This is a genomic window from Spirillospora sp. NPDC052242, assembly GCF_040679555.1.
GTDB lineage: Bacteria > Actinomycetota > Actinomycetes > Streptosporangiales > Streptosporangiaceae > Spirillospora.
The window spans coordinates 65,300-84,815 of record NZ_JBFAUZ010000013.1 but is presented as its reverse complement, the minus strand read 5'-3'; the positions used below and the strand labels follow the sequence as shown (position 1 = coordinate 84,815).

14 protein-coding genes are annotated in these 19,516 nt (G+C 74.0%); 5 read left to right on the top strand and 9 right to left on the bottom strand.

Annotated features, from left to right (window positions below; genetic code table 11):
• The first annotated feature begins 264 nt into the window (after window positions 1–264).
• Both AB0L25_RS13250 and ccrA read left to right on the top strand, forming a co-directional pair.
• Complete coding sequence (locus tag AB0L25_RS13250) at window positions 265–6,801, top strand: SDR family NAD(P)-dependent oxidoreductase (protein WP_500171617.1); 6,537 nt, start codon at window positions 265–267, stop codon at window positions 6,799–6,801.
• A gap of 37 nt (window positions 6,802–6,838) precedes the next feature.
• A complete protein-coding gene (gene ccrA / locus AB0L25_RS13245; protein WP_500171616.1) occupies window positions 6,839–8,173 on the top strand; it encodes a crotonyl-CoA carboxylase/reductase in 1,335 nt (444 codons plus the stop codon).
• Between the two features lie 89 nt (window positions 8,174–8,262).
• Here the strand turns inward: ccrA and AB0L25_RS13240 are convergent, their stop codons facing one another.
• Entirely contained in the window at window positions 8,263–8,559 is a 297-nt protein-coding gene (locus AB0L25_RS13240; protein WP_500171614.1) for a helix-turn-helix domain-containing protein, read from the bottom strand.
• A gap of 4 nt (window positions 8,560–8,563) precedes the next feature.
• Complete coding sequence (locus AB0L25_RS13235; protein WP_500171612.1) at window positions 8,564–8,923, bottom strand: type II toxin-antitoxin system RelE/ParE family toxin; 360 nt, start codon at window positions 8,921–8,923, stop codon at window positions 8,564–8,566.
• Window positions 8,924–9,121: 198 nt separating this feature from the next.
• On the opposite strand from AB0L25_RS13235, the gene AB0L25_RS13230 reads away from it, so the two are divergent.
• On the top strand, window positions 9,122–10,441 hold the full coding sequence (locus AB0L25_RS13230; protein ID WP_500171610.1) for a PucR-like N-terminal domain-containing protein: 1,320 nt from the start codon (window positions 9,122–9,124) through the stop codon (window positions 10,439–10,441).
• Here AB0L25_RS13230 and AB0L25_RS13225 read toward each other — a convergent pair.
• Window positions 10,422–10,649: a hypothetical protein gene (locus tag AB0L25_RS13225; RefSeq protein WP_378303633.1), complete on the bottom strand. Its 228-nt coding sequence runs from the start codon at window positions 10,647–10,649 to the stop codon at window positions 10,422–10,424. The genes AB0L25_RS13230 and AB0L25_RS13225 overlap by 20 nt on opposite strands.
• A 206-nt stretch (window positions 10,650–10,855) precedes the next feature.
• Between AB0L25_RS13225 and AB0L25_RS13220 the strand changes: the two genes are divergently transcribed.
• Window positions 10,856–11,605, top strand: a complete 750-nt coding sequence (locus tag AB0L25_RS13220; RefSeq protein ID WP_500171609.1) for a GntR family transcriptional regulator — start codon at window positions 10,856–10,858, stop codon at window positions 11,603–11,605.
• Window position 11,606: 1 nt separating this feature from the next.
• Window positions 11,607–12,191, top strand: a complete 585-nt coding sequence (locus AB0L25_RS13215; RefSeq protein WP_500171607.1) for an NUDIX domain-containing protein — start codon at window positions 11,607–11,609, stop codon at window positions 12,189–12,191.
• Window positions 12,192–12,213: 22 nt separating this feature from the next.
• On the opposite strand, the gene AB0L25_RS13210 is transcribed toward AB0L25_RS13215, so the two are convergent.
• From AB0L25_RS13210 to AB0L25_RS13185, 6 genes are all read right to left on the bottom strand, one after another.
• Window positions 12,214–12,783, bottom strand: a complete 570-nt coding sequence (locus AB0L25_RS13210) for a TetR/AcrR family transcriptional regulator (RefSeq protein ID WP_500171605.1) — start codon at window positions 12,781–12,783, stop codon at window positions 12,214–12,216.
• Window positions 12,784–12,788: 5 nt separating this feature from the next.
• Window positions 12,789–14,336, bottom strand: coding sequence for an MFS transporter (locus AB0L25_RS13205; protein ID WP_500171603.1), 1,548 nt, complete (start codon window positions 14,334–14,336; stop codon window positions 12,789–12,791).
• A 138-nt stretch (window positions 14,337–14,474) separates the two neighbouring features.
• Window positions 14,475–16,151, bottom strand: coding sequence for a DUF4153 domain-containing protein (locus tag AB0L25_RS13200; protein ID WP_500171602.1), 1,677 nt, complete (start codon window positions 16,149–16,151; stop codon window positions 14,475–14,477).
• Complete coding sequence (locus AB0L25_RS13195) at window positions 16,148–17,200, bottom strand: HAMP domain-containing sensor histidine kinase (RefSeq protein ID WP_500171601.1); 1,053 nt, start codon at window positions 17,198–17,200, stop codon at window positions 16,148–16,150. The genes AB0L25_RS13200 and AB0L25_RS13195 overlap by 4 nt, the downstream gene beginning before the upstream one ends.
• A complete protein-coding gene (locus AB0L25_RS13190; RefSeq protein WP_500171599.1) occupies window positions 17,197–17,937 on the bottom strand; it encodes a response regulator transcription factor in 741 nt (246 codons plus the stop codon). The genes AB0L25_RS13195 and AB0L25_RS13190 overlap by 4 nt, the downstream gene beginning before the upstream one ends.
• 72 nt (window positions 17,938–18,009) lie before the next feature.
• A complete protein-coding gene (locus tag AB0L25_RS13185) occupies window positions 18,010–19,488 on the bottom strand; it encodes a glutamate-cysteine ligase family protein (RefSeq protein ID WP_500171598.1) in 1,479 nt (492 codons plus the stop codon).
• Window positions 19,489–19,516 lie beyond the last annotated feature (28 nt).

The following is a 19,516-nucleotide window of genomic DNA, read 5'->3' as shown; positions in this document are numbered from 1 at the left end:
GCGGGAAATCCGCCGCTACCCCCTAAAATGTCTCGTCGGACTATTGTTACTTTTGGTTCATTACTGGTTACCCATCACATCTCCGGGATGGGTGTCTCAAGTATCCCATCAGGCCACAATGGTTACTACCGAGTCTTGTCATCGCCGTGACAAGTGGCTGCGGAGAAAAGTGGTCTGGATGCGCATCGTGAGCCGGGCACCGTGGGACAAAGTGGGTCCCTCGCTTCGATGAACGATCCCGGTTTCATGGGGGGAACCCACCGCATGCCAAGCAACGATCGTTCCGGAGCCGCGCGGGACACCCCGCAGGATCGGGCTCGGATCAGCGAGGATTCGATTCGCCGGCACCTGATCGAGCAGATCGCGCGTCGCTCCCGGACCACCGCCGACCAGATCGATCCCGACCGCCCGCTCGAGGAGTTCGGGCTCGCCTCCCGCGACGCCGTCGCGATCGCCGGCGAGCTCGAGCAGATGCTCGGCCGGTCGCTCCCCGCCACCCTCGTCTGGGAACACCCGACGATCAACAAGCTGTCCGTGGCCCTCGCGTCCGGCGCCGACCTCGCCGCCGCCGCGAGCGCCGAGCCGGCGGCGCCGTCCGTCCCGTCCCGGACCCCCGCCGACGACGAGCCGATCGCCGTCGTCGGCATCGGCTGCCGCTTCCCCGGCGGCGACCGCGACCTGACCGGCCCCGCCGACTACTGGCGCTTCCTCACCGGCCGCGGCGACGCGATCCGCGAGGTCCCGGACGGACGCTGGGACCCGTTCGACGACGGCTCCCCCGAGGTCGGCGACCTGCTCGCCAACACCACCCGCCTCGGCGGCTTCCTGGACGACGTCGCCGAGTTCGACGCCGCGTTCTTCGGCATCACGCCGCGCGAGGCGGCCGTCATGGACCCGCAGCAGCGGCTCGTCCTCGAGGTCGCCTGGGAGGCGTTCGAGCACGCCGGGATCGGCCCGGCGTCGCTGCGCGGCAGCCGCACCGGCGTGTTCGTCGGCGTGTCCGCGCCCGAGTACGCGGCGTTCACCGCGTCCGACCCGGCCGCCCTGGAGCCGTTCACCGCGACCGGCGCGGCGCTCAGCATCATCGCGAACCGGCTGTCGTACCTGCTCGACCTGCGCGGCCCCAGCATGATCGTCGACACGGCGTGCAGCTCGTCCCTCGTCTCGACGCACCTCGCGGTGCAGGCGCTGCGGCGCGGCGAGGCCGACGTGGCCCTCGCGGGCGGCGTGAACCTGCTGCTGTCCCCGACCGTCACGATGACGTTCGACCTCGCCGGGGGCACCGCCGCCGACGGGCACTGCAAGGCGTTCGACGCGTCCGCCGACGGGATGGTCCGCGCGGAGGGCTGCGGCGCGGTCGTGCTGAAGCGCCTCTCGGACGCGCGGCGCGACGGCGACCGCGTCCTCGCGGTCGTCCGGGGCAGCGCCGTCAACTCCGACGGCCGCTCCAACGGGCTCGTCGCCCCCAACTCCGAGGCCCAGCGCGCGCTCCTGCGCGACGTGTACGCGTCCGCCGGGATCGACACCCGCGAGGTCGACTACGTCGAGGCGCACGGCACCGGCACGTTCCTCGGCGACCCGATCGAGGCGAAGGCCGTCGGCGAGGTCCTCGGCGCGGGCCGCTCCCCGGACGAGCCGCTGCTGCTCGGCTCGGCGAAGTCGAACCTCGGGCACATGGAGTCCGCCGCGGGCGTCGCCGGGCTGATCAAGGCCGTCCTCGCGCTGCACCACCGGGTCATCCCGCCGAGCGCGCACTACAGCGAGCCGAACCCGCACATCCCGTTCGACGACCTGCGGCTGCGCGTCGTCGCCGAGGAGACGCCGTGGCCCGACCGCGGCCGCCCGGCCCGCGCGGGCGTGTCCGGGTTCGGGTTCGGCGGGACGAACGCGCACATCGTCCTCGAAGAGGCCCCGGCGCCCGAACCGCGCGTCCAGCCCGCGGTCGTCCGGACGTTCCCGCTCTCCGACACCGCCGACGACCGCGTCCGCGACCACGCGTCCGTCCTCGCGTCCTGGCTGCGCGACGCCGACGTCGAACTCCCCGACCTCGCCCGCACCCTGCACCGCCGCGCCGGCCGCGGCCGGGCCCGCGCCGCCGTCGCCGCCCGCGACCGCGCCGGGCTGCTCGACGGGCTCACCGCGCTCGCCGAGGGACGCCCCCACCCGGGCGTCGTCACCGGCTCGGCGCTCGGCGCGCCCGGCCGTCCCGTCTGGGTGTTCTCCGGGTACGGGGCGCAGCGCGCGGGCATGGCGCGGCGGCTCCTCGAGGAGGAGCCCGCGTTCGCCGAGGCCATCGACGACCTCGACGGGCTGTTCGCCGAGGAGGGCGGCCCCGCCCTGTGGGACCTGCTCGAATCCGGAGCGAAACCGGACGGACCGGCCGAGACCATGCCCGTCCTGTTCGCGATTCAGCTCGGCCTCGCCCGCATGTGGGCGTCCTACGGCGTGACGCCCGCCGCGGTCGTCGGCCACTCGATGGGCGAGGTCGCCGCGGCCGTCGTCGCCGGGGCCCTCACCCCGCAGGACGGCGTCCGCGTCATCTGCCGCCGCTCCCGCCTCCTCACCCGCCTCGTCGGCGGCGGCGCGATGGCCGTGCTCGGCGCGTCCGCCGCCGAGGTCGAGCGCCTCGCCCACGACCTGCCCGAGCTGTACGCGGCCGTCCACTCGTCGCCGAAGCAGACGGTCGTCACCGGCGACGCCGACCAGGTCGCCGAGGTCGTGAAGCGCGCCGAGGCCGAAGGCCGCCTCGCCCGCATGGTGAAGGCCGAGGGCGCGGGCCACTCCCCGCAGGTCGACCCCCTGCTCCCCGAACTGCGGGAACAACTCGCGGACGTCGGCGCCGAACGGGGCACGCCCCTCGCCGACGGGATCGTCCTCTACACCACCGCCCTGGACGACCCGCGCGCGTTCGCCGCCGCGGACGCGACGCTCGACGCCGAGTACTGGGCCGCGAACCTGCGCAACCCCGTCCGGCTCACCGACGCGGTCGCCGCCGCGGTCGAGGACGGGCACCGCACGTTCGTCGAGGTCAACGCGCACCCGATCCTCGCGCACGCCGTCGGGGAGACCCTCGACGGCACCGGCGCGCTCGTCACCCACACCCTCAAGCGGGCGCCGAAGGGCCAGGACACCGACGACACCCTCACCTTCCACGCGCAGCTCGCCCGGCTCGCCGCGCACGGCCTCGCCGTCGCCGCGCCCGCCGACGGCGCGATCGTCGACGTCCCGTTCTCGCCGTGGCGGCACGAGCGCCACTGGGTCGACCTGTCCGCGCGGGCCGACCGTGGCCGCGACGAGCACCCGCTGCTCGGCGCGCACGTCGAACTGCCCGGCGAGGACCGGCACGCCTGGCGCGCCGACGTGGGCCTCGCCGCCCGCCCCTGGCTCGCCGACCTCGCCGTCCACGGGCTGCCCGTCCTGCCGGTCGCCGCGTGCGCCGAGATGGCACTCGCCGCCGGCGCGAGCGCCCTCGGCACCGACGCCGTCCGCGTCAACAGCCTGTGGATCGAGCGGCCCCTCGCGCTCGCCGACCACACGATCGTCACCACGACCTGGACCGAGGACGAGCAGCGCGTCGAGATCCACGCCCGCACCCCCGCCGGGACCTGGACCAGGCTGGCCAGCGCGGACGTCGGCGAGGACCACCGCGCCCCCGCCCCCGCCGAGGCCCCGGACGACCTGCCCGAGGTCCCCGCCGCCGAGCGCGGCAGCCGCCACTACCGCCTGCACCCCGAGGTCCTCGACCGGTGCCTGGCCGTCCTGTCCGCCGAGGCCGCCGCCGTCGCGGGCGGCGACGGCGTATGGCTCGCCGAGACCATCGGCGGCCTGCGCGTCCACGGCCCGACGCACCGCGGCGGCCGCGTCCACGCGACCGCCCGGCGGAGCGAGGAGGGCGTGACCGGCACGGTCGTCCTGCTCGGCCCCGCCGGCGAGGTCCTCCTCGAGGCCACCGGCATCGTGCTCCGCCGCACCGAGCGCCCCGACGTCCCCGTCCCCCTCCACGACAAGCTCGTCGAACTGGTCTGGGACGAGACCGAGGCGCCGGAGCCGGCGCCCGAGACGGGCGGCGCGTGGCTGGTGCTCGCCGAGGAGGACGACGCGCTCGCGGGCGCGACGGCGGCCGGGCTGCAGGAGCGCGGGCACACCGTGATCCGGCACCGGCTCGGCGCGGCGCCGCCCGACGACCACCCGATGGACGAGCATCGGGTCGCGGGCGTCGTGCTCGTGCCGTCCGCCGGGCTCGTCGACGAGGAACTCGTGCTCACCGTCGCGCGGACCAGCCGCACGCTGCCCGACGGCCCCCGCCTCTACGTCGCGACCCGCACCGCCGTGCCCGTCCTGGACGGCGAGGCCGGCGAGCCCGCGCACGGGTTCGTCCGCGCGCTCACCCGCGTGCTGGCGTTCGAGCGGACGGTCCAGCGCGCCACGCACGTCGACGTCGACCGGCCCGCCGACCTCGTCGCCGAACTGCTCGCGGACGGCGACGCCCGCGAGGTCGCGTGGCGCGGCGGCGTCCGGTACGTCGCGCGGCTCGCGCCCGGCGCGGCGCCCGAGCCGCCCGCGAAGCGCAAGCGGATCGTGCGGCGCGGCGGCGCGTACGTGATCACCGGCGGGTACGGCGGGATCGGCCTGGTCACCGCGCGGCTGCTCGCCGAGCGGGGCGCGGGACGCATCGTCCTGTCGGGCCGCCGGGGACCCGACGACGCGGCCGAGAAGGTCATCGCGCGGCTGCGGGAGAGCGGCGTCGACGTGGGGATCGTCCTCGGCGACATCGCGGCGCCCGGCACCGCCGAACGGCTGGTGCGGGTCGCGCAGGAGGGCGGCGTGCGGCTGCGCGGCGTCGTGCACGGCGCCGGAGCCATCGACGACCGGCTGATCGCCGACCTCGGACCGGACGATCTCCACAGGGTGTGGACGGCGAAGGTGGAGGGCGCGCGGCGGCTCAGCGAGGCCACCTGGGACCTCGACCTCGACTGGCTCGTCATGCACTCGTCCGCCGCGGCGCTGCTCGGCTCGCCCGGGCAGGGCGCGTACGCCGCCGCGAACGCCGCGATCGACGCCCTCATGGCGTACCGGCGGGCGCACGGCAGGCCCGGCACGACCGTCAACTGGGGCACCTGGTCCCGGGTCGGCGGCGCCGCCGACCTCGCCGTCGCCGTCATCGAGCCGATCAGCCCCGAGGAGGGCGCCGAGGCGCTCGAGGCCCTGCTGGTGCACGATCGTCCGGCGACGGGCGTCCTGCGCTTCGACCCGGCGACCGCGGTCGGGCTGTTCCCCGAGATCCGGAACATGCCGTACTTCGCGGCGCTCACCGAAGCGGCCGGCGAGGACGACGACACCGGCGACTGGCCGGGCGTCGACGCCCTGAAGGACCTTCCGCCCGCCGAGGCCCGCAAGGCGATCGCCGCGCAGGTCAGGTACCGGATCGCGGCCGTGCTCGGGTTCGAGCCGCAGCGCCTCGACCCCGCCGTCCCGCTCACCGACCTCGGGCTCGACTCGCTCGTCGCCGTCCGGATCAAGAGCGGCGTCGAGCACGACCTCGGCCTGACCGTCCCCGCGTCCGTGCTGCTGCAGGGCGCCAGCGTCAACGTGTTCGAGGAGTGGGCGGCCGGCGAGCTCGGCCTCGCCGACGCGCCCGCGCCCGCGCAGGCCGCCGCGAACGCCGAGGCCGGGTACGTGATGCCGCGCGACGCGGCCGAACGCCTCGCCGTCCGGATCTTCGAGGACGTCCTCGAGGTCGACCGGGTCGGCGTCACCGCGGACTTCTTCGCCGACCTCGGCGGGACGGACGCGCAGGCCGACCGGCTCGTCGCGACGATCACCAAGGAACTCGGCACCGAGGTCACGCGCGGCGAACTGCTCGCGACGGCGACCGCCGAGCACGTCGCGGAGTTCGTCCGCACCGCCGACGAGGAGGCCGCACGGCAGACCGTCCGTCCGCTGAAGGCCACCGGGACGCGGCGCCCGATCTTCATCGCGCACCCGGCGGGCGGCACCACCGCCTGCTACCGGCAGCTCGTCGACCTGCTCGGCGACGACCAGCCGGTGTACGGCCTCGAACGGTTCGAGGACGCCCCGTCCGTCGAGGAGCGCGCCGCCCGGTACGTCGCGCACCTGCTGGAGGCGCAGCCCGAGGGCGCGTTCCGGCTCGGCGGCTGGTCGTTCGGCGGCGTCCTCGCCTACGAGACGGCCCGGCAGCTCCGCGCCGCCGGACGCGACGTCGAGTTCGTCGCCCTGTTCGACGCGGGCCTCCCGCTCGCCGTGGACGACGAGTCCGACACGCTCGCGCGCCGGTTCTCGGCGTTCGCCGACTACATCAACGAGACGTACGGCCTGGACGTCGCGCTCACCTACGAGGAGCTGTCCGGGCTGGACGAGGAGGCGCAGTTCGCGCTGGTCATGGAGCGGGCGGCACCGCTGGTGGATCACATTCCCCCCGCGGCGCTGACCCACCAGCTCACGTCCCACCAGGACACCCGATCCCTGGAGGCGTACCGGCCGGGGCCCTACGACGGCCGCGTCATCCTGTACTACGCGCCCGAGGAGACGCCCTGGGCCGTCCGGGACGCACGCTACGTGCTCGACGGGACGAACGGTTTCGGCGGGCTCTGCTCCGACCTGGAGAAGGTGACGATCCCGGGCGTGCACCACCTCAACCTGCTGGACCCGCCCGGCGTGCGGACGCTCGCCGCGCACCTGGAGGACCGGCTCGCCGGGCGCGCGCCCGGCCCGGTCCCGCACAGTGAACCGCCGGAGGCCGCGGGCGCGGCCGCGCGCCGCCGGCCGACCCCCGCCCGCTGAGGGCTCGCCCCACCCCGTCGTTCCACGGAGGACACCCATGGCTCAGCCCGGCTCGTCCCACCCGCTTCTCGACGCCGTCCGCAACGGCGCCAGCGGCCCCGAGCTGCAGGAGATCGACCTTCCGACCCGCTTCCGCGCCGCGTTCACGCGCAAGGACGAGGTCGGGATCTTCGAAGGCGAGACCGACAAGGACGTGCGCCGCTCGCTGCACGTGGACGAGGTCGAGATGCCCGAGCTCGCCCCGGACGAGTGCGTGGTCGCGGTGATGTCCGCGGCGATCAACTTCAACACCGTCTGGTCGGCGATCTTCGAACCGGTCCCGACGTTCGCGTTCCTGGAGAAGTTCGGCCGCCAGGGCTGGTACGGCGCCCGGCACGACCTGCCGTACCACATCCTCGGCTCGGACGGCTCCGGCGTCGTCGTCCGCACCGGCGAGGGCGTCCGGAACTGGAAGGTCGGCGACAAGGTCGTCCTGTCCCCGTTCTTCGTGGACGAGGAGGACCACGGGTCCTACGACGACGGCATGATGAGCGAGAGCCAGCTCGCGTGGGGCTTCGAGACGAACTTCGGGTCCCTCGGCGAGTACTGCATCGTCAAGGCGAACCAGCTCATCCGCAAGCCGAAGCACCTCACGTGGGAGGAGGCGGGCTCGAACATCCTGTGCGCGGCGACCGCGTACCGGATGCTCGTCGGGTCGCACGGGGCGCGGATGAAGCAGGGCGACGTCGTCCTGATCTGGGGCGCGACGGGCGGGCTCGGCTCGTACGCGACGCAGCTCGTCCGCAACGGCGGCGGCATCCCGGTCGCGGTGGTGTCGTCGCAGGAGAAGGCCGACATCGTCCGGTCGCAGGGCTGCGAGCACATCATCAACCGCAGCGAGCTGAATCTCGGCGAGCAGGGCCTGCGCAACCCGAAGGCGGGCCGCATCCTCGGTGAGGCGATCCGCTCCCTCGTCGGCGAGGACCCGGGGATCGTGTTCGAGTACCTCGGCCGCGAGACGTTCGGCGCGTCCGTCTACGTCGCCAAGCGCGGCGGCCGGATCGTCACGTGCGGCTCGTCGACCGGCTACCGGCACGAGTACGACAACCGCTTCCTGTGGATGCGGCTGAAGAGCATCATCGGCTCGCACGGCTTCAACTACCACGAGGCCGTCGAGATCAACCGGCTGATCTCGCTCGGCATGATCCACCCGACCCTGTCGAAGGTGTACGACCTCGACGAGGCCGGCGAGGCGACCCGGGCCGTCCAGACGAACGCGCACGTCGGGAAGGTCGCGGTCCTGTGCGGCGCGACCGCCGAGGGCCAGGGCGTCGACGACCCCGCGATGCGCGAGCGCATCGGCGAGGACAACCTGAACCGCTTCCGCCGCTGACCCTCCCGCACGTCCCCCCGAGGCCCGGGCGGCGTACCCTCCCCCACGCGCCGCCCGGTCCCTCGCTCCCGCCCGCGCGACCGCGGGTCTCAGGCGGCGTCGGTGAACTTCACGGTCAGCTTGGCCCCGAGCGCATGGGCGATGCGGTCGAGCACCCCGATGGTCGGGGTGGGGCCGCCCGCCTCCAACCTGGAGAGGGCGGGCTGCGTCATCCCCGCCCTCCGGGCGAGCTCGGCCTGCGACCAGCCCATGGCCTGGCGCCGTTCCCTGACGGCGTTCCCGAGCTCGAAGGCGATGCGGGCCTCCTCCCGCCCGGCGCGGACCTCGTCGTTGTCGCGGCCCGCGCCCGGCACCCAGCGCGCATGGGGGCTCTGCTGCTCTCCCATTGCCTCACACCTCCCTGATGTAGTCCGTCCGTGCATGGCCGTGCTCGTCCCGGCACACCTTCATGGCCCGCTCCGCACGCTCGATCTCCGCGACCTCGCGGTCTTGAGTCTTGTAGAACACCGTGAGCAGGATGACCCGCCTGCCTGGTGCGAGCCAGTAGGTGATGCGCGCTTGACGCGGATACAGATGGATGCGGAGTTCGCGCAGCCCGCCGCCCAGATGCCGCGACCACGGCTCGCCCAACGTTTCGGCGTTCTCCGCGAGGATCTCGACGAACTGTTCGACACGGCCGTACTCGCGGTCGGTGAGCGAGTCCAGCCATTCCATGATCTCCGGCTCGATCTCGACATCGTAGAGGCCCATGCATTGGACGCTATATGCATCGAATGCTATCAGAGGGGCGTTCACTCAAAGTGATCGTCGGCGGACGCTGCGGAGATGTGAGAAGTCGTCGGGAGGGGCGGCCGGTTCTGGTCGGATGTCGACCTAGACTTTCGCCCTGGCCGGTCGGCGGGTCATGATTTGCCTCACACTGGTCTCATAAGTAGGTAATTACCCCGTGTGTGTGGCGCGGAACGCAGGGGAACCGAGCGGCGGGGAGGGTACGTGTCGGACGACGGTTCGAGCGCCACCGGTCGACCCTGGGCGGATCTGCCCAGGGAGTTGGCCGATCACATGCGGCCGCACCTCGACGAGGTGGCGGACGACATGATGCAGGAGATCCAGACGCGGGTCCGCGAGTACGACCGGCCGGGCGACGGGGCCTACTCGGGCACCCTGCGGCAGGCCGTGGAGCGCGTGCTGCACTACTTCGTCGACCGGGTGGCGGATCCGGAGCACGAGCCCGCGTCCGTGACCGACTTCTTCCGCGCCATCGGGCGGGGCGAGGCCGGCGAGGGCCGCAGCCTCGACGCCATGCAGACCGCGATGCGGGTCGGCGGCATGATCGCGTGGCGCCGTATCACCGAGGGGGCCGAGGCGCTGCGCGTCCAGCCCCGCACGCTGGGCGCGGTCGGCGAGGCGCTGATGCTGTTCCAGGACGAGCTGGCGCACGCGGCGGCGGAGGGCTTCTCCCAGGCCAAGGCCGAGGTGGCCGGGGAGATGCAGCGGCGCCGCAAGCGGCTGCTCGACCTGCTGTTCGCCGACCCGCCGGCCGGGGCGGAGGCCGTCGCGGACCTCGCGGCGGCGGCGCACTGGCCGCTGCCCCGGACGGTCGCGGCGGTCGCGCTGGGCCGGCAGGTCCGCGACGACCGCAAGACGGCGTTCCCGCCCGACGTGCTCGCCGACCTGACCCGCCGCACCCCCAGCCTGATCATCCCGGACCCGGACGGCCCCGGCCGTGCGAAGCTCGTCGACCGGGCGCTCGCCGGGACCCCGGCCGTCGTCGGCCCGACCGTCCCGGTCATGGAGGCGGGCCGCTCGTTCCAGTGGGCCCGCAAGACGCTGTGCCTGGTGCAGCGCGGCGTCATCGAGGGCGACGGGGTGGTGCGGAGCGTGGAGCACATGTCCACGCTGATCCTGTTCCAGGACGAGGGGCTCACCACGGCGCTCGCGGACCTGCGGCTCGCGCCGCTCGCGCACCTGCGGCCGTCCCAGCAGGACCGGCTCGCCGAGACGCTGCTGGCGTGGCTGCAGTCGGGCCGCAACGCCAACGAGGTCGCGATGCGCCTGCACGTGCACCCGCAGACCGTCCGGTACCGGCTGCGGCAGCTCGAGGAGCTGTTCGGTGACCAGCTCCTCGACCCGGACCTGCGGTTCGACCTCGAGATCGTGCTGCGCGCCCGCGCGCTGCTGGCGGCGGGGCCGGGCGAGCACCTGATCCCGCCCGCGAAGGCCGCGGTGGGGGACAGCGGCGAGGTCGTCAGCTTCCGGCGGACCTGAACCGCAGCCGCTCGGCGGTGGCGACCCGCTCCGCCAGCCGGGTCTGCGCGTCGCACAGCAGCCACAGCTCGCCCTCGTCGAGGGCGACGATCTCCTCCAGGCAGCCGTTCAGCAGCTGGTAGTCCGTCAAGGGCGTCACCCGGGTGGCGCGCAGGCCACGGTCCGAGCGTTCGCTGTGCCAGCCGGGCATGCACATGGACACCGACATCACCGCGGACTCCTTGGTCGGCCTATGGTAGGACTACCGTAGGCCGCCGGGGCCCGTGTCACAACGTGTTCGGCAGAACACGGACCGAGATTGTCGCGGTGCCCGACGTGGCGCCGGGGCAAGGTGAGCCTGACGGTACCGGCCCCGTGCCCCGACGCGGTGTGAGATCGTGAGATCGACGTACGCAGTTCGGAGCAGGATCTGGTATGCCGCGACCCCCCACGAAGGCGCAAGCGATCACCAGTGCGCTGGCCGCCCGGATCGTCGAGGGCGAGCTCGACCCGGGCGCGTGGCTGCCCTCCGAACGGGAGCTCGCCCGCGAGTTCGGCGCCGACCGCTCCACCGTCCGCCGGGCGCTGCGGATGCTCGCCGACCAGGGCCTCGTCCGCGTCGAGCACGGCTCGGGGGTGCAGGTCCGCACCGCCGGGCGGATCCGCCGCGCGGCGTCCGACATCACCCGGCAGGTCGGCGGCTGGCGCGGCTTCCACGTGTCCGCGCAGGGCTCCGGCCGCACCCCCTTCACCCGGACGGACGTCGCCGAGGTCGTCGCGGACGCGCGGCTCGCGCGGCGCCTCGCGGTGCCCGCCGGGACGCGGCTGCTGCGGCGCGCCCGCGTCCAGGGCGTCGAGGGCGAGCCGCCCGTGCAGACCGCGACGACCTGGGTGCCGCTCGACGTCGTCGAGCGGATCCCCGTCCTGCGGGAGGTCGACACCGGGCCCGGCGGGATCTACTCGCGGCTGGAGGAGGCGGGCCTCGCGATCGTGTTCGAGGAGACGGTGACCTGCCGGCTGCCGCGCGCGGAGGAGCAGGAGGTGCTGGAGATCGGCCCGGAGCAGCCGGTGCTGACGCTGTGGCGCCGCGCGTACGACCAGGACGACCGGGTGGTCGAGGTGACCCACCGGGTGGTGGTGGGCCACCGGCACGAACTCATCTACCGATACGGGGCGGGAGTCTGACATGTCCGACCTCCATGACCGCGACGTGACGGACGGCGGGCGCCCCGCCGTCCGCCGGATCGCGTCGCGCGTCGTGTACGAGAACCCGTGGATGGTCGTCCGCGAGGACGAGATCGAGCGCCTCGACGGCTCGCGCGGCATCTACGGCGTCGTCGACAAGCCCGACTTCGTGCTGGTCGTCCCGGAGGAGAACGGCGGCTTCCACATGGTGGAGGAGTACCGCTACCCGATCGGCCGCCGGACGTGGAACTTCCCGCAGGGGTCGGCCCCCGGCCGCGCGGAGGTCGAGCCCGCGGAGCTGGCCCGCCGGGAGCTGGCCGAGGAGACCGGGTTCACCGCCGGACGGCTGCGCCGCATCGGCTACCTGAACTGCGCGCACGGCACGAGCGGCCAGGGCTTCACGGTGTTCCACGCGACCGACCTGACGCCCGGCGAGCCGGACCGGGAGGTCGAGGAGCAGGACATGCGGCAGCGGTGGGTGTCGCGCGCCGAGTTCCGCGAGCTCGTCGCGCGCGGCCTGATCACCGACGACTCAACCCTCGCCGCCTACGCCCTCCTCACCATCGACGCCCTCCCGGCGGACTGACGTCCGGGCGGCGTCCGGGCGGTCAGCGGGTTCGCTGCAGCGCCTTGCCGAGTACCGCGCGGATGTGGGCGGGGTCGGCCTCCCCGTCGTCGAGGAGGATGGCCGTGCACAGGCCGTCGGACAGGGCGACGAAGGCTTCGATCGCGTCGGGATCGTCGGTTCGCGTCCGGGCGAGTTCCGCGACGTTGTCGCGCCAGCGCCGTGCGGCCGGCCGCAGGACGGGCCGGCGGGCCGCGAGGGTCGACAGTTCCCGTTCGGCGAGTGCGCGCTCCCGGCCCTCCCCGGCGGATTCGGCGATGAGCCGGGCGAGCCCGTCGACGGGGTCGTCGTCGGACTCGATGAGTTCCCGGATGCGGCGGGTGTACTCGTCCGTGACGCTGGTCAGGGCGGCGATCAGCAGGTCGTCCAAGGTCGCGAAGTAGTAGAGGGTCAGGCTGGTGGTGATCCCCGCCTCCTTGGCGACGGTGCGGTGGGTGACGCCGGCGGCGCCGTCGCGGCGGACGACCGCGAGCGTCGCCTCGATGATCTGGGCCCGGCGACGCCGGCCGCGCAGCCTGCGCCCGTCGAGAGTGTCGTGTTCAGCCGCCGTCATCCCGCTCACCGGTCATCGTCGCTCCTGCTCGTCGAGGCTACCGGCTCCGCGTGGCGGCCGGCGTCGCCGAGCGGCCGGAGGTGCCGCAGTGTCGCGAAGCAGGCCAGGGACGCGGCCGCCACGGCGAGGCCCGCCACCACGGCGGCGGTGTTGAGGCCGCCGGTGAACGCGGTCCGCGCGGGGTCGAGCGCCCAGGCGGGCGACCCGGCCGCGAGGGACGAGGCTCCGGAGAGGCTGTCGCCGTAGGCTTCGGCCGCGGCCGGGGACAGCCCGGCCGGTACCTCGACCGTGCTCCGGTAGATCACCGTGGTGAGGCTGCCCAGGAGCGCGACCCCCACCGCGATGCCGAGTTCCTGGACGGTCTCGGAGAGCGCGGCCGCCGACCCGGACCTCTCCGCCGGCGCCGAGCCCACGACGATGTCGGTGCCGAGCGCGGCGATGACCCCGAGACCGAGGTAGACGAACGCGAACCCGGCGATCACGCTCGGCACGTCGCCGGTTCCCGCCAGGGCGAGAAGGGCGTATCCGGACAGCGACAGCGCCAACGTGGCGGACATGACGATCCCGGGCGACACCCGGCCGGCCACGAGAGGGGCGCCGATGGCTCCGACGAGCATGGCCAGGGCGGGCGGCCCCATCAGCAGCCCGGCCCTCGTCGGCGTGAGCCCCTCGACGAGCTGGAGGTACTGGGTGACCAGGAACATCACCCCGCCGAAACCGACCAGGCCGATCAGCAGGACGCCGAGAGCGGCGGAGAAGGCCCGGCCGGTGAAGAGCTTCATGTCCAGCAGCGGTTCGCTCAGGCGCAGCTGGCGGCGGACGAACGCGACCGCGGCGCCGCCGCCGACGAGGACGGCGGCCGCCGCCCGGAGGTCGACGCCGTGGGCGGCCGCGTGCTTGATCGCGTAGACGAGCGCCAGCATCGCCGCCAGGGACGACCCGACGCTCGGCAGGTCGATACGGCCGGCGCGGGTCCGGTACTCCGGCAGCAGCGCCGGCGCGCCGGCCAGCACCAGCGCGGCGACCGGCACGGCGATGAGGAAGACCGCTCCCCACCAGAAGGCCGAGACCAGCGCCCCGCCCGCGATCGGGCCCGCCGCCATCCCGAGGGCGAACATCGTCGCCCACACGCCGATCGCCAGGGCCCGCTGCCGGACGTCGGTGAACATGGTGCCGATCAGCGACAGCGTGGAGGGCATGAGGGTGGCGCCGGCCGCCCCGAGCAGTGCGCGCGCCACGATCAGCCATGGCGCACTGGGCGCGAACGCCGCGAAGACCGAGGTCGCGCCGAACGCCGCCATCCCGATCATCAGCAGCCGGCGCCGTCCGATCCGGTCGCCCAGGGTCCCCATCGTGATGAGGAGGCCCGCGATGAGGAAGCCGTAGGCGTCCATGATCCACAGGGTCTCCGCCGCGGTCGGATCGAGGTCCGCGGCCAGGTTCGGGACGACGAGGTAGAGCGCCGTCACATCGAGCCCGAGCAGCATGGTCGGCAGCGCCAGCAGCGCCAGACCACCCCACTCGCGCCATCCGGCGCGCGCCGATCGTTCCATGCCCGTCCCACCCCGCCATCAGTAGTTGAACTATCGTACTACTTGTACCATGGTTCAAATTGTGGCGCGTGAAAGGGGGCGCCGCTCCCGGAACGGCGCCCGCTGCCTTCGGCCTTCCGGCCCTCGGTGCTCAGGCGGTCAGTACCCCGGCGATTCCGTCCGGGACGGGGCGTAGGGGTTCGTCATCTGGTAGCAGACGTCGTAGCCGCTGGTGTGGACGTTCACCGGGCTGTCGGCCAGGAGGTCGCGGGCGCGGGCGCGCGCCAGGTTCGCGGCCGTCGCCGGCTCGTCCTCCTCCAGGTTCCCGGCGATCTGCCGGAGGGCGCACGACCGCTGCGGCTCCGGGAGGCGGTCCAGCGCCGGGACGGCGTCGGCCGACAGGTTCCGCAGGTACAGCACGTCGATCTTGCCGGTCGCCTCGAACCGGTCGACGTTCCGCTCCGCGATGAAGGCGTCCGGGTTGATCGCGGCGAGCGCCAGCAGCGACGCGGCACCGCTGGCCGCGATCGCGCGCGGGAGCAGCGAGCGGCGGTACCCGAACACCGCGCCGACCGCGCCGAGCACCACGACGAGCCCGAGCCACATCTCGAACGCGTGCACCCACAGCCGCAGCCGCGTCCAGCCGAACGCCTCCTCGTACAGGTACAGGCGCCGCAGCGCGACCGCGACGACCACCAGCGTCAGCGCGCACAGCAGCCCGAGCAGGACCCGGACGCTCACCCGGTCGGCGCGCGCGGCCGACGGGGCCCACGTCATCGCCAGCGCGATGACGGCGATCACGAGCACCGTCACCACCACGAGCTGGAAGAAGCCCTGCCGCGCGTACTCGGCGTAGGTGAGGCCGGTCTCGGCGAGCAGCGCGTCCTTGTCGGCGGCGAGGAACACCCGGGCCTGGACGGCGCAGAAGGCGAGGAACAGCAGGTCGAGCGCGGCGATCGGGACGATCCACGACCAGCGCCCGGCGGGGGCGGGGCGCGGCGGGGTGAGCAGGTGCAGCGGCGGCGGCGCCTGCGCGAGGTGGACGCCCGCGAGCGCGGCGAGCATCGTGGTGACGAACGCGAACGTGTAGACGAACGTGCTGCCGCCCGAGACGTCCGGGATCAGCCCGGCCGCGAGGTCGCCGAACGCCGCGTCCGCCCCCGCGAAGAGCGCGCCGAACACCAGCAGCAGCCCGGCCGCGATCAGCCCGGTGCGGATGACGGGCCAGGTCACGCCGCGCCCCGACGACGCCGCGCGGCCCACGCCGCGCGCCGCCCACGGCAGCATCCGCAGGGTGCTGAACGGGTACGCGAGGCCGCCGCCGATCAGCTCCACCCACGACCGTCCGCCCGCCGCCGCGTACGAGGCGACCGGCATGGCGAGCAGCAGCGCGAGCGTCGTGATCCAGTCGGCGTCGCGCACCGCGACCGTCGCGACCAGGGCGAGCGAGAGCAGCGCGAACGCGACCGCGGTGAGGTTGACGCGGCGGACGCCCCGGCGCCGGCGCGTCGCGGGCGCCACCAGCCGTCCGGCGCGCTGCGCGGCCGCGGCGGCGACGGCCGCGACGGCGACGGCGACGACCGGCAGGCCCACGCCGTAGGAGTTCTCCAGCATCATCGGGCCGAGCGCCGGCGCGCCGACCAGGCCCGCCCCGGCCGTCGCCGCGACGAACGCGGGGCGCAGCGGCTCCGGCTGCTTCCAGCGCCGGTACATCCGCTGCAGCTTCGTCGGCTTGACGAAATACGGCGGCGGCACCGGCCCGTGCACGCGCGGCACCCGCGGCGCGGGCGGCGGGGCCGAGGGTGTTTTCTGCAACGACACCGGCGTATCGGTCATGCGGAACCTCCGGGGTTCGGGGGGATGACGACGCGGATGCGGCAGCCGGCGGGGACGTCGAGGACGGTGATCTCGCCGCCGTGCAGGTCGGTCGCCCAGCGGGCGATGGCGAGACCGAGCCCGGTGCCGCCACCGGGCGTTCCGGCGCGCGGGCCGGACGCGGCGCCGCGCGAGAAGCGTTCGAACACCCGCGCCCGCTCCTCGGGCGGGATGCCGGGACCCTCGTCGGCGACCTCCACGACGAGGCCGCCGGACGGGCCCGCGGCGCGGGCGGTGAGTGTGACGGGCGTGCCCGCCGGGCCGTGCCGGACGGCGTTGTCCAGCAGGTTCGCGACGATCTGGTGCAGCCGGTCGCGGTCCGCGACGGCCCGCAGGCCGGGCTGGACGTCGGTCTCGAACACGGCGTCCGGGTGCCCCGCGGCGGCCTCCGCGACGACGTCGTCGACGAACGCGGCGGCGTCCATCCGGGCCGGGTCGAGCGGCGTCGCGCCCGCCTCCGCGCGGGACAGTTCGAGGAGCTGCGTGACGAGCCGGCCGAGCCGCTCGGTCTGGTCGAGCGCCGACTCCAGCACCTCGGGCGACGCGGGGGTGACGCCGTCCGCGACGTTCTCCAGCACGGCCCGCAGCGCGCTGATCGGGGTGCGCAGCTCGTGCGAGACGTTCGCGACGAACTCGCGGCGCTGCCGCTCGACCTCCGCGAGGTCGGCGGCCATCCGGTTGAACGCCTCCGCCAGCTCCCCGACCTCGTCGCGGGACGTCGTCCGCACCCGGCGGCTGTAGTCGCCGCGGGCCATCGCGCGCGCCGCCGCCGTCATCGCGCGCAGCGGCGCGGTCATGCCGTGCGCGATGAGCTGGATGACACCGAGCGAGATCAGCACCGTCACCGGCAGCGTCTCCCGCGCCCGGAAGCCCAGCCGATAGCCCCACAGCACGGTCAGCACCGCGACGCACGTGGTCACGACCACCACGACGCCGAACTTGACGCGGATGGAGCGCAGCGGGTCCAGCGGCCGGGGCAGCCGCGCCCACAGCCGCCGCACCGTGCTCATGTCGCGTCCTCCAGGCCGTATCCGACGCCGTGCACGGTGCGGATGAGGCCCTGCCCCAGCTTGCGGCGCAGCGCTTTGACGTGGCTGTCGACGACCCTGGTTCCGGACGCGTCCGTCCAGTCCCACACGCGTTCCAGCAGGACGGCGCGGGTCAGGACGGTGCCGCGGTTGCGCACCAGGCAGGCGAGCAGGTCGAACTCGATCGGCGTGAGATGCACCTCGCGGCCGTCCCGGCGGACGCGCCGCGCCTCCGGGTCGATCTCCAGGTCCCCGACCCGCAGCGGCTCCGCCCGCCGCGCCTCGCCGGACGGTCCGCCGCCGTGCGGCTCCGGCGCCGGACGCTCCACCCGGCGCAGCACCGCGCGGATGCGGGCGACCAGCTCGCGCATGCTGAACGGCTTGGTCACGTAGTCGTCGGCGCCGACGCCGAGGCCCACGAGCAGGTCCGTCTCGTCGTCCCGGGCGGTCAGCATCAGCACCGGGACGGGACGTTCCGCCTGCACGCGGCGGCACACCTCCAGGCCGTCGAAGCCCGGCAGCATGACGTCGAGGACGATCAGGTCCGGCCGCCACTCGCGGGCGCGCTCGACGGCGGCGGGGCCGTCGGCGGCGGTCGCCACCGCGAAGCCCTCCGCCGCGAGCCGGTCCGCGACCGCGCGGGCGATCGTCGGTTCGTCCTCGACGACGAGGACCCGCTGCGCGGGGACGTCCGTCCCGCGGATGCCGTGGTCTGTCACGGCACCCGACTCTAGAAGCCCGCTATGGAGGCCCTGGGGGTGAAATGTGGGGATGTTGTGAAGATGCTCGGGTCACGCCCCGATCGGCCACGTGTGGACGGGCTCGTTCCCCCGCATGTGCGCCGCGTACGCGCGCGTCATCATCCGCAGCGCGTCGTGCCTGGACGTCCCGGACCGCTCGATCTCCTGCACGGTCTCGATCTGCCACGCGGCGCCCGTCCGTCCGGTCACGCACCGGCGCTCGATGATGCCGAGCAGCCGGTCCCGCCGGGCCGGGTCGACGCCCCACCGGTCGAGGCCCTCGTAGGCGAGCGGCAGCAGCCGCCGCAGCACCAGCTCGGCGGCCGGGACGTTGCCCATGCCCGGCCAGTACATCGTGGCGTCCATGCCGTCGCGGGCCGCGCGGTGCAGGTTCTCCTCCGCGGTGGTGAACGACATCCGCGTCCACACCGGCCGGTCCTCCTCCGCCAGCATCCGGACCACGCCGTAGTAGAACGCGCCGTTCGCCACCACGTCCGCCGCGGACGGACCCGCCGGCAGCACCCGGTTCTCCACCCGCAGGTGCGGGCGCCCCTTGAACACCGCGTAGATCGGACGGTTCCAGCGGTAGATCGTCCCGTTGTGCAGGGCCAGCTCGCCCAGCTGGGGGATGCCGCCCTCGTCCAGGACGGCGAGCGGATCCTCCTCGTCGCACAGCGGCAGCAGCGCGGGGAAATACCGGGTGTTCTCCTCGAACAGGTCGAACACCGACGTGATCCAGCGCTCCCCGAACCACACCCGCGGCCGGACGCCCTGCGCCTTCAGCTCGTCCGGACGGGTGTCCGTCGACTGCTCGAACAACCGGATCCGGGACTCGTGCCACAACCGGTGCCCGAACAGGAACGGCGAGTTCGCCGCCGTCGCCACCTGCGCGCCCGCCACCGCCTGCGCCGCGTTCCAGTAGGCGCCGAACTGGTCCGGGCTCACCTGCAGATGGAACTGGACGCTCGTGCACGCGGCCTCCGGGGTGATGTTGTCCGCGTGCATCCGCAGCGGCTCCGCCCCGTCGATCGCGATGTGGAACTCCTCGCCCCGCGCCGCGAAGATCTGGTCGTTCAGCATCTTGTACCGGGCGTTGGCCGACAGCGTCTCCTCACCGATGTCGCTGCGCCGCAGCGTCGGCAGGATCCCGATCATCACGAGCCGGCCGCCGACCTCCTGCGCCCGTCCGTCCGCGTGCAGCAGATGGTCGAAGACCTCCGACTCCAGCTCCCCCGCGCCCTCCCCGCCCAGCTCCCGCGGCGGGATGTTGATCTCCAGGTTGAACTGGCCCAGCTCGGTCGCCCACGCGGGGTCGGCGATCGCCTTCAGCACGTCCGCGTTGCGCATCAGCGGGTCGCCGACCGCGTCGATCAGGTTGAGCTCGATCTCCAGGCCGATGTGCGGGCGGCGGAAGTCGAACTGGGACTCGCCCAGCATGCGCGCCAGGACGTCCAGGCACCTGCGCACCTTCTCCCTGTACCGCCGCCGATCCTCGCCGCTGATGTTGGCCGAGGCCACGTCCCTGCCCATGTGTCCGTCCCTGGTGCTCTGGGGGGAA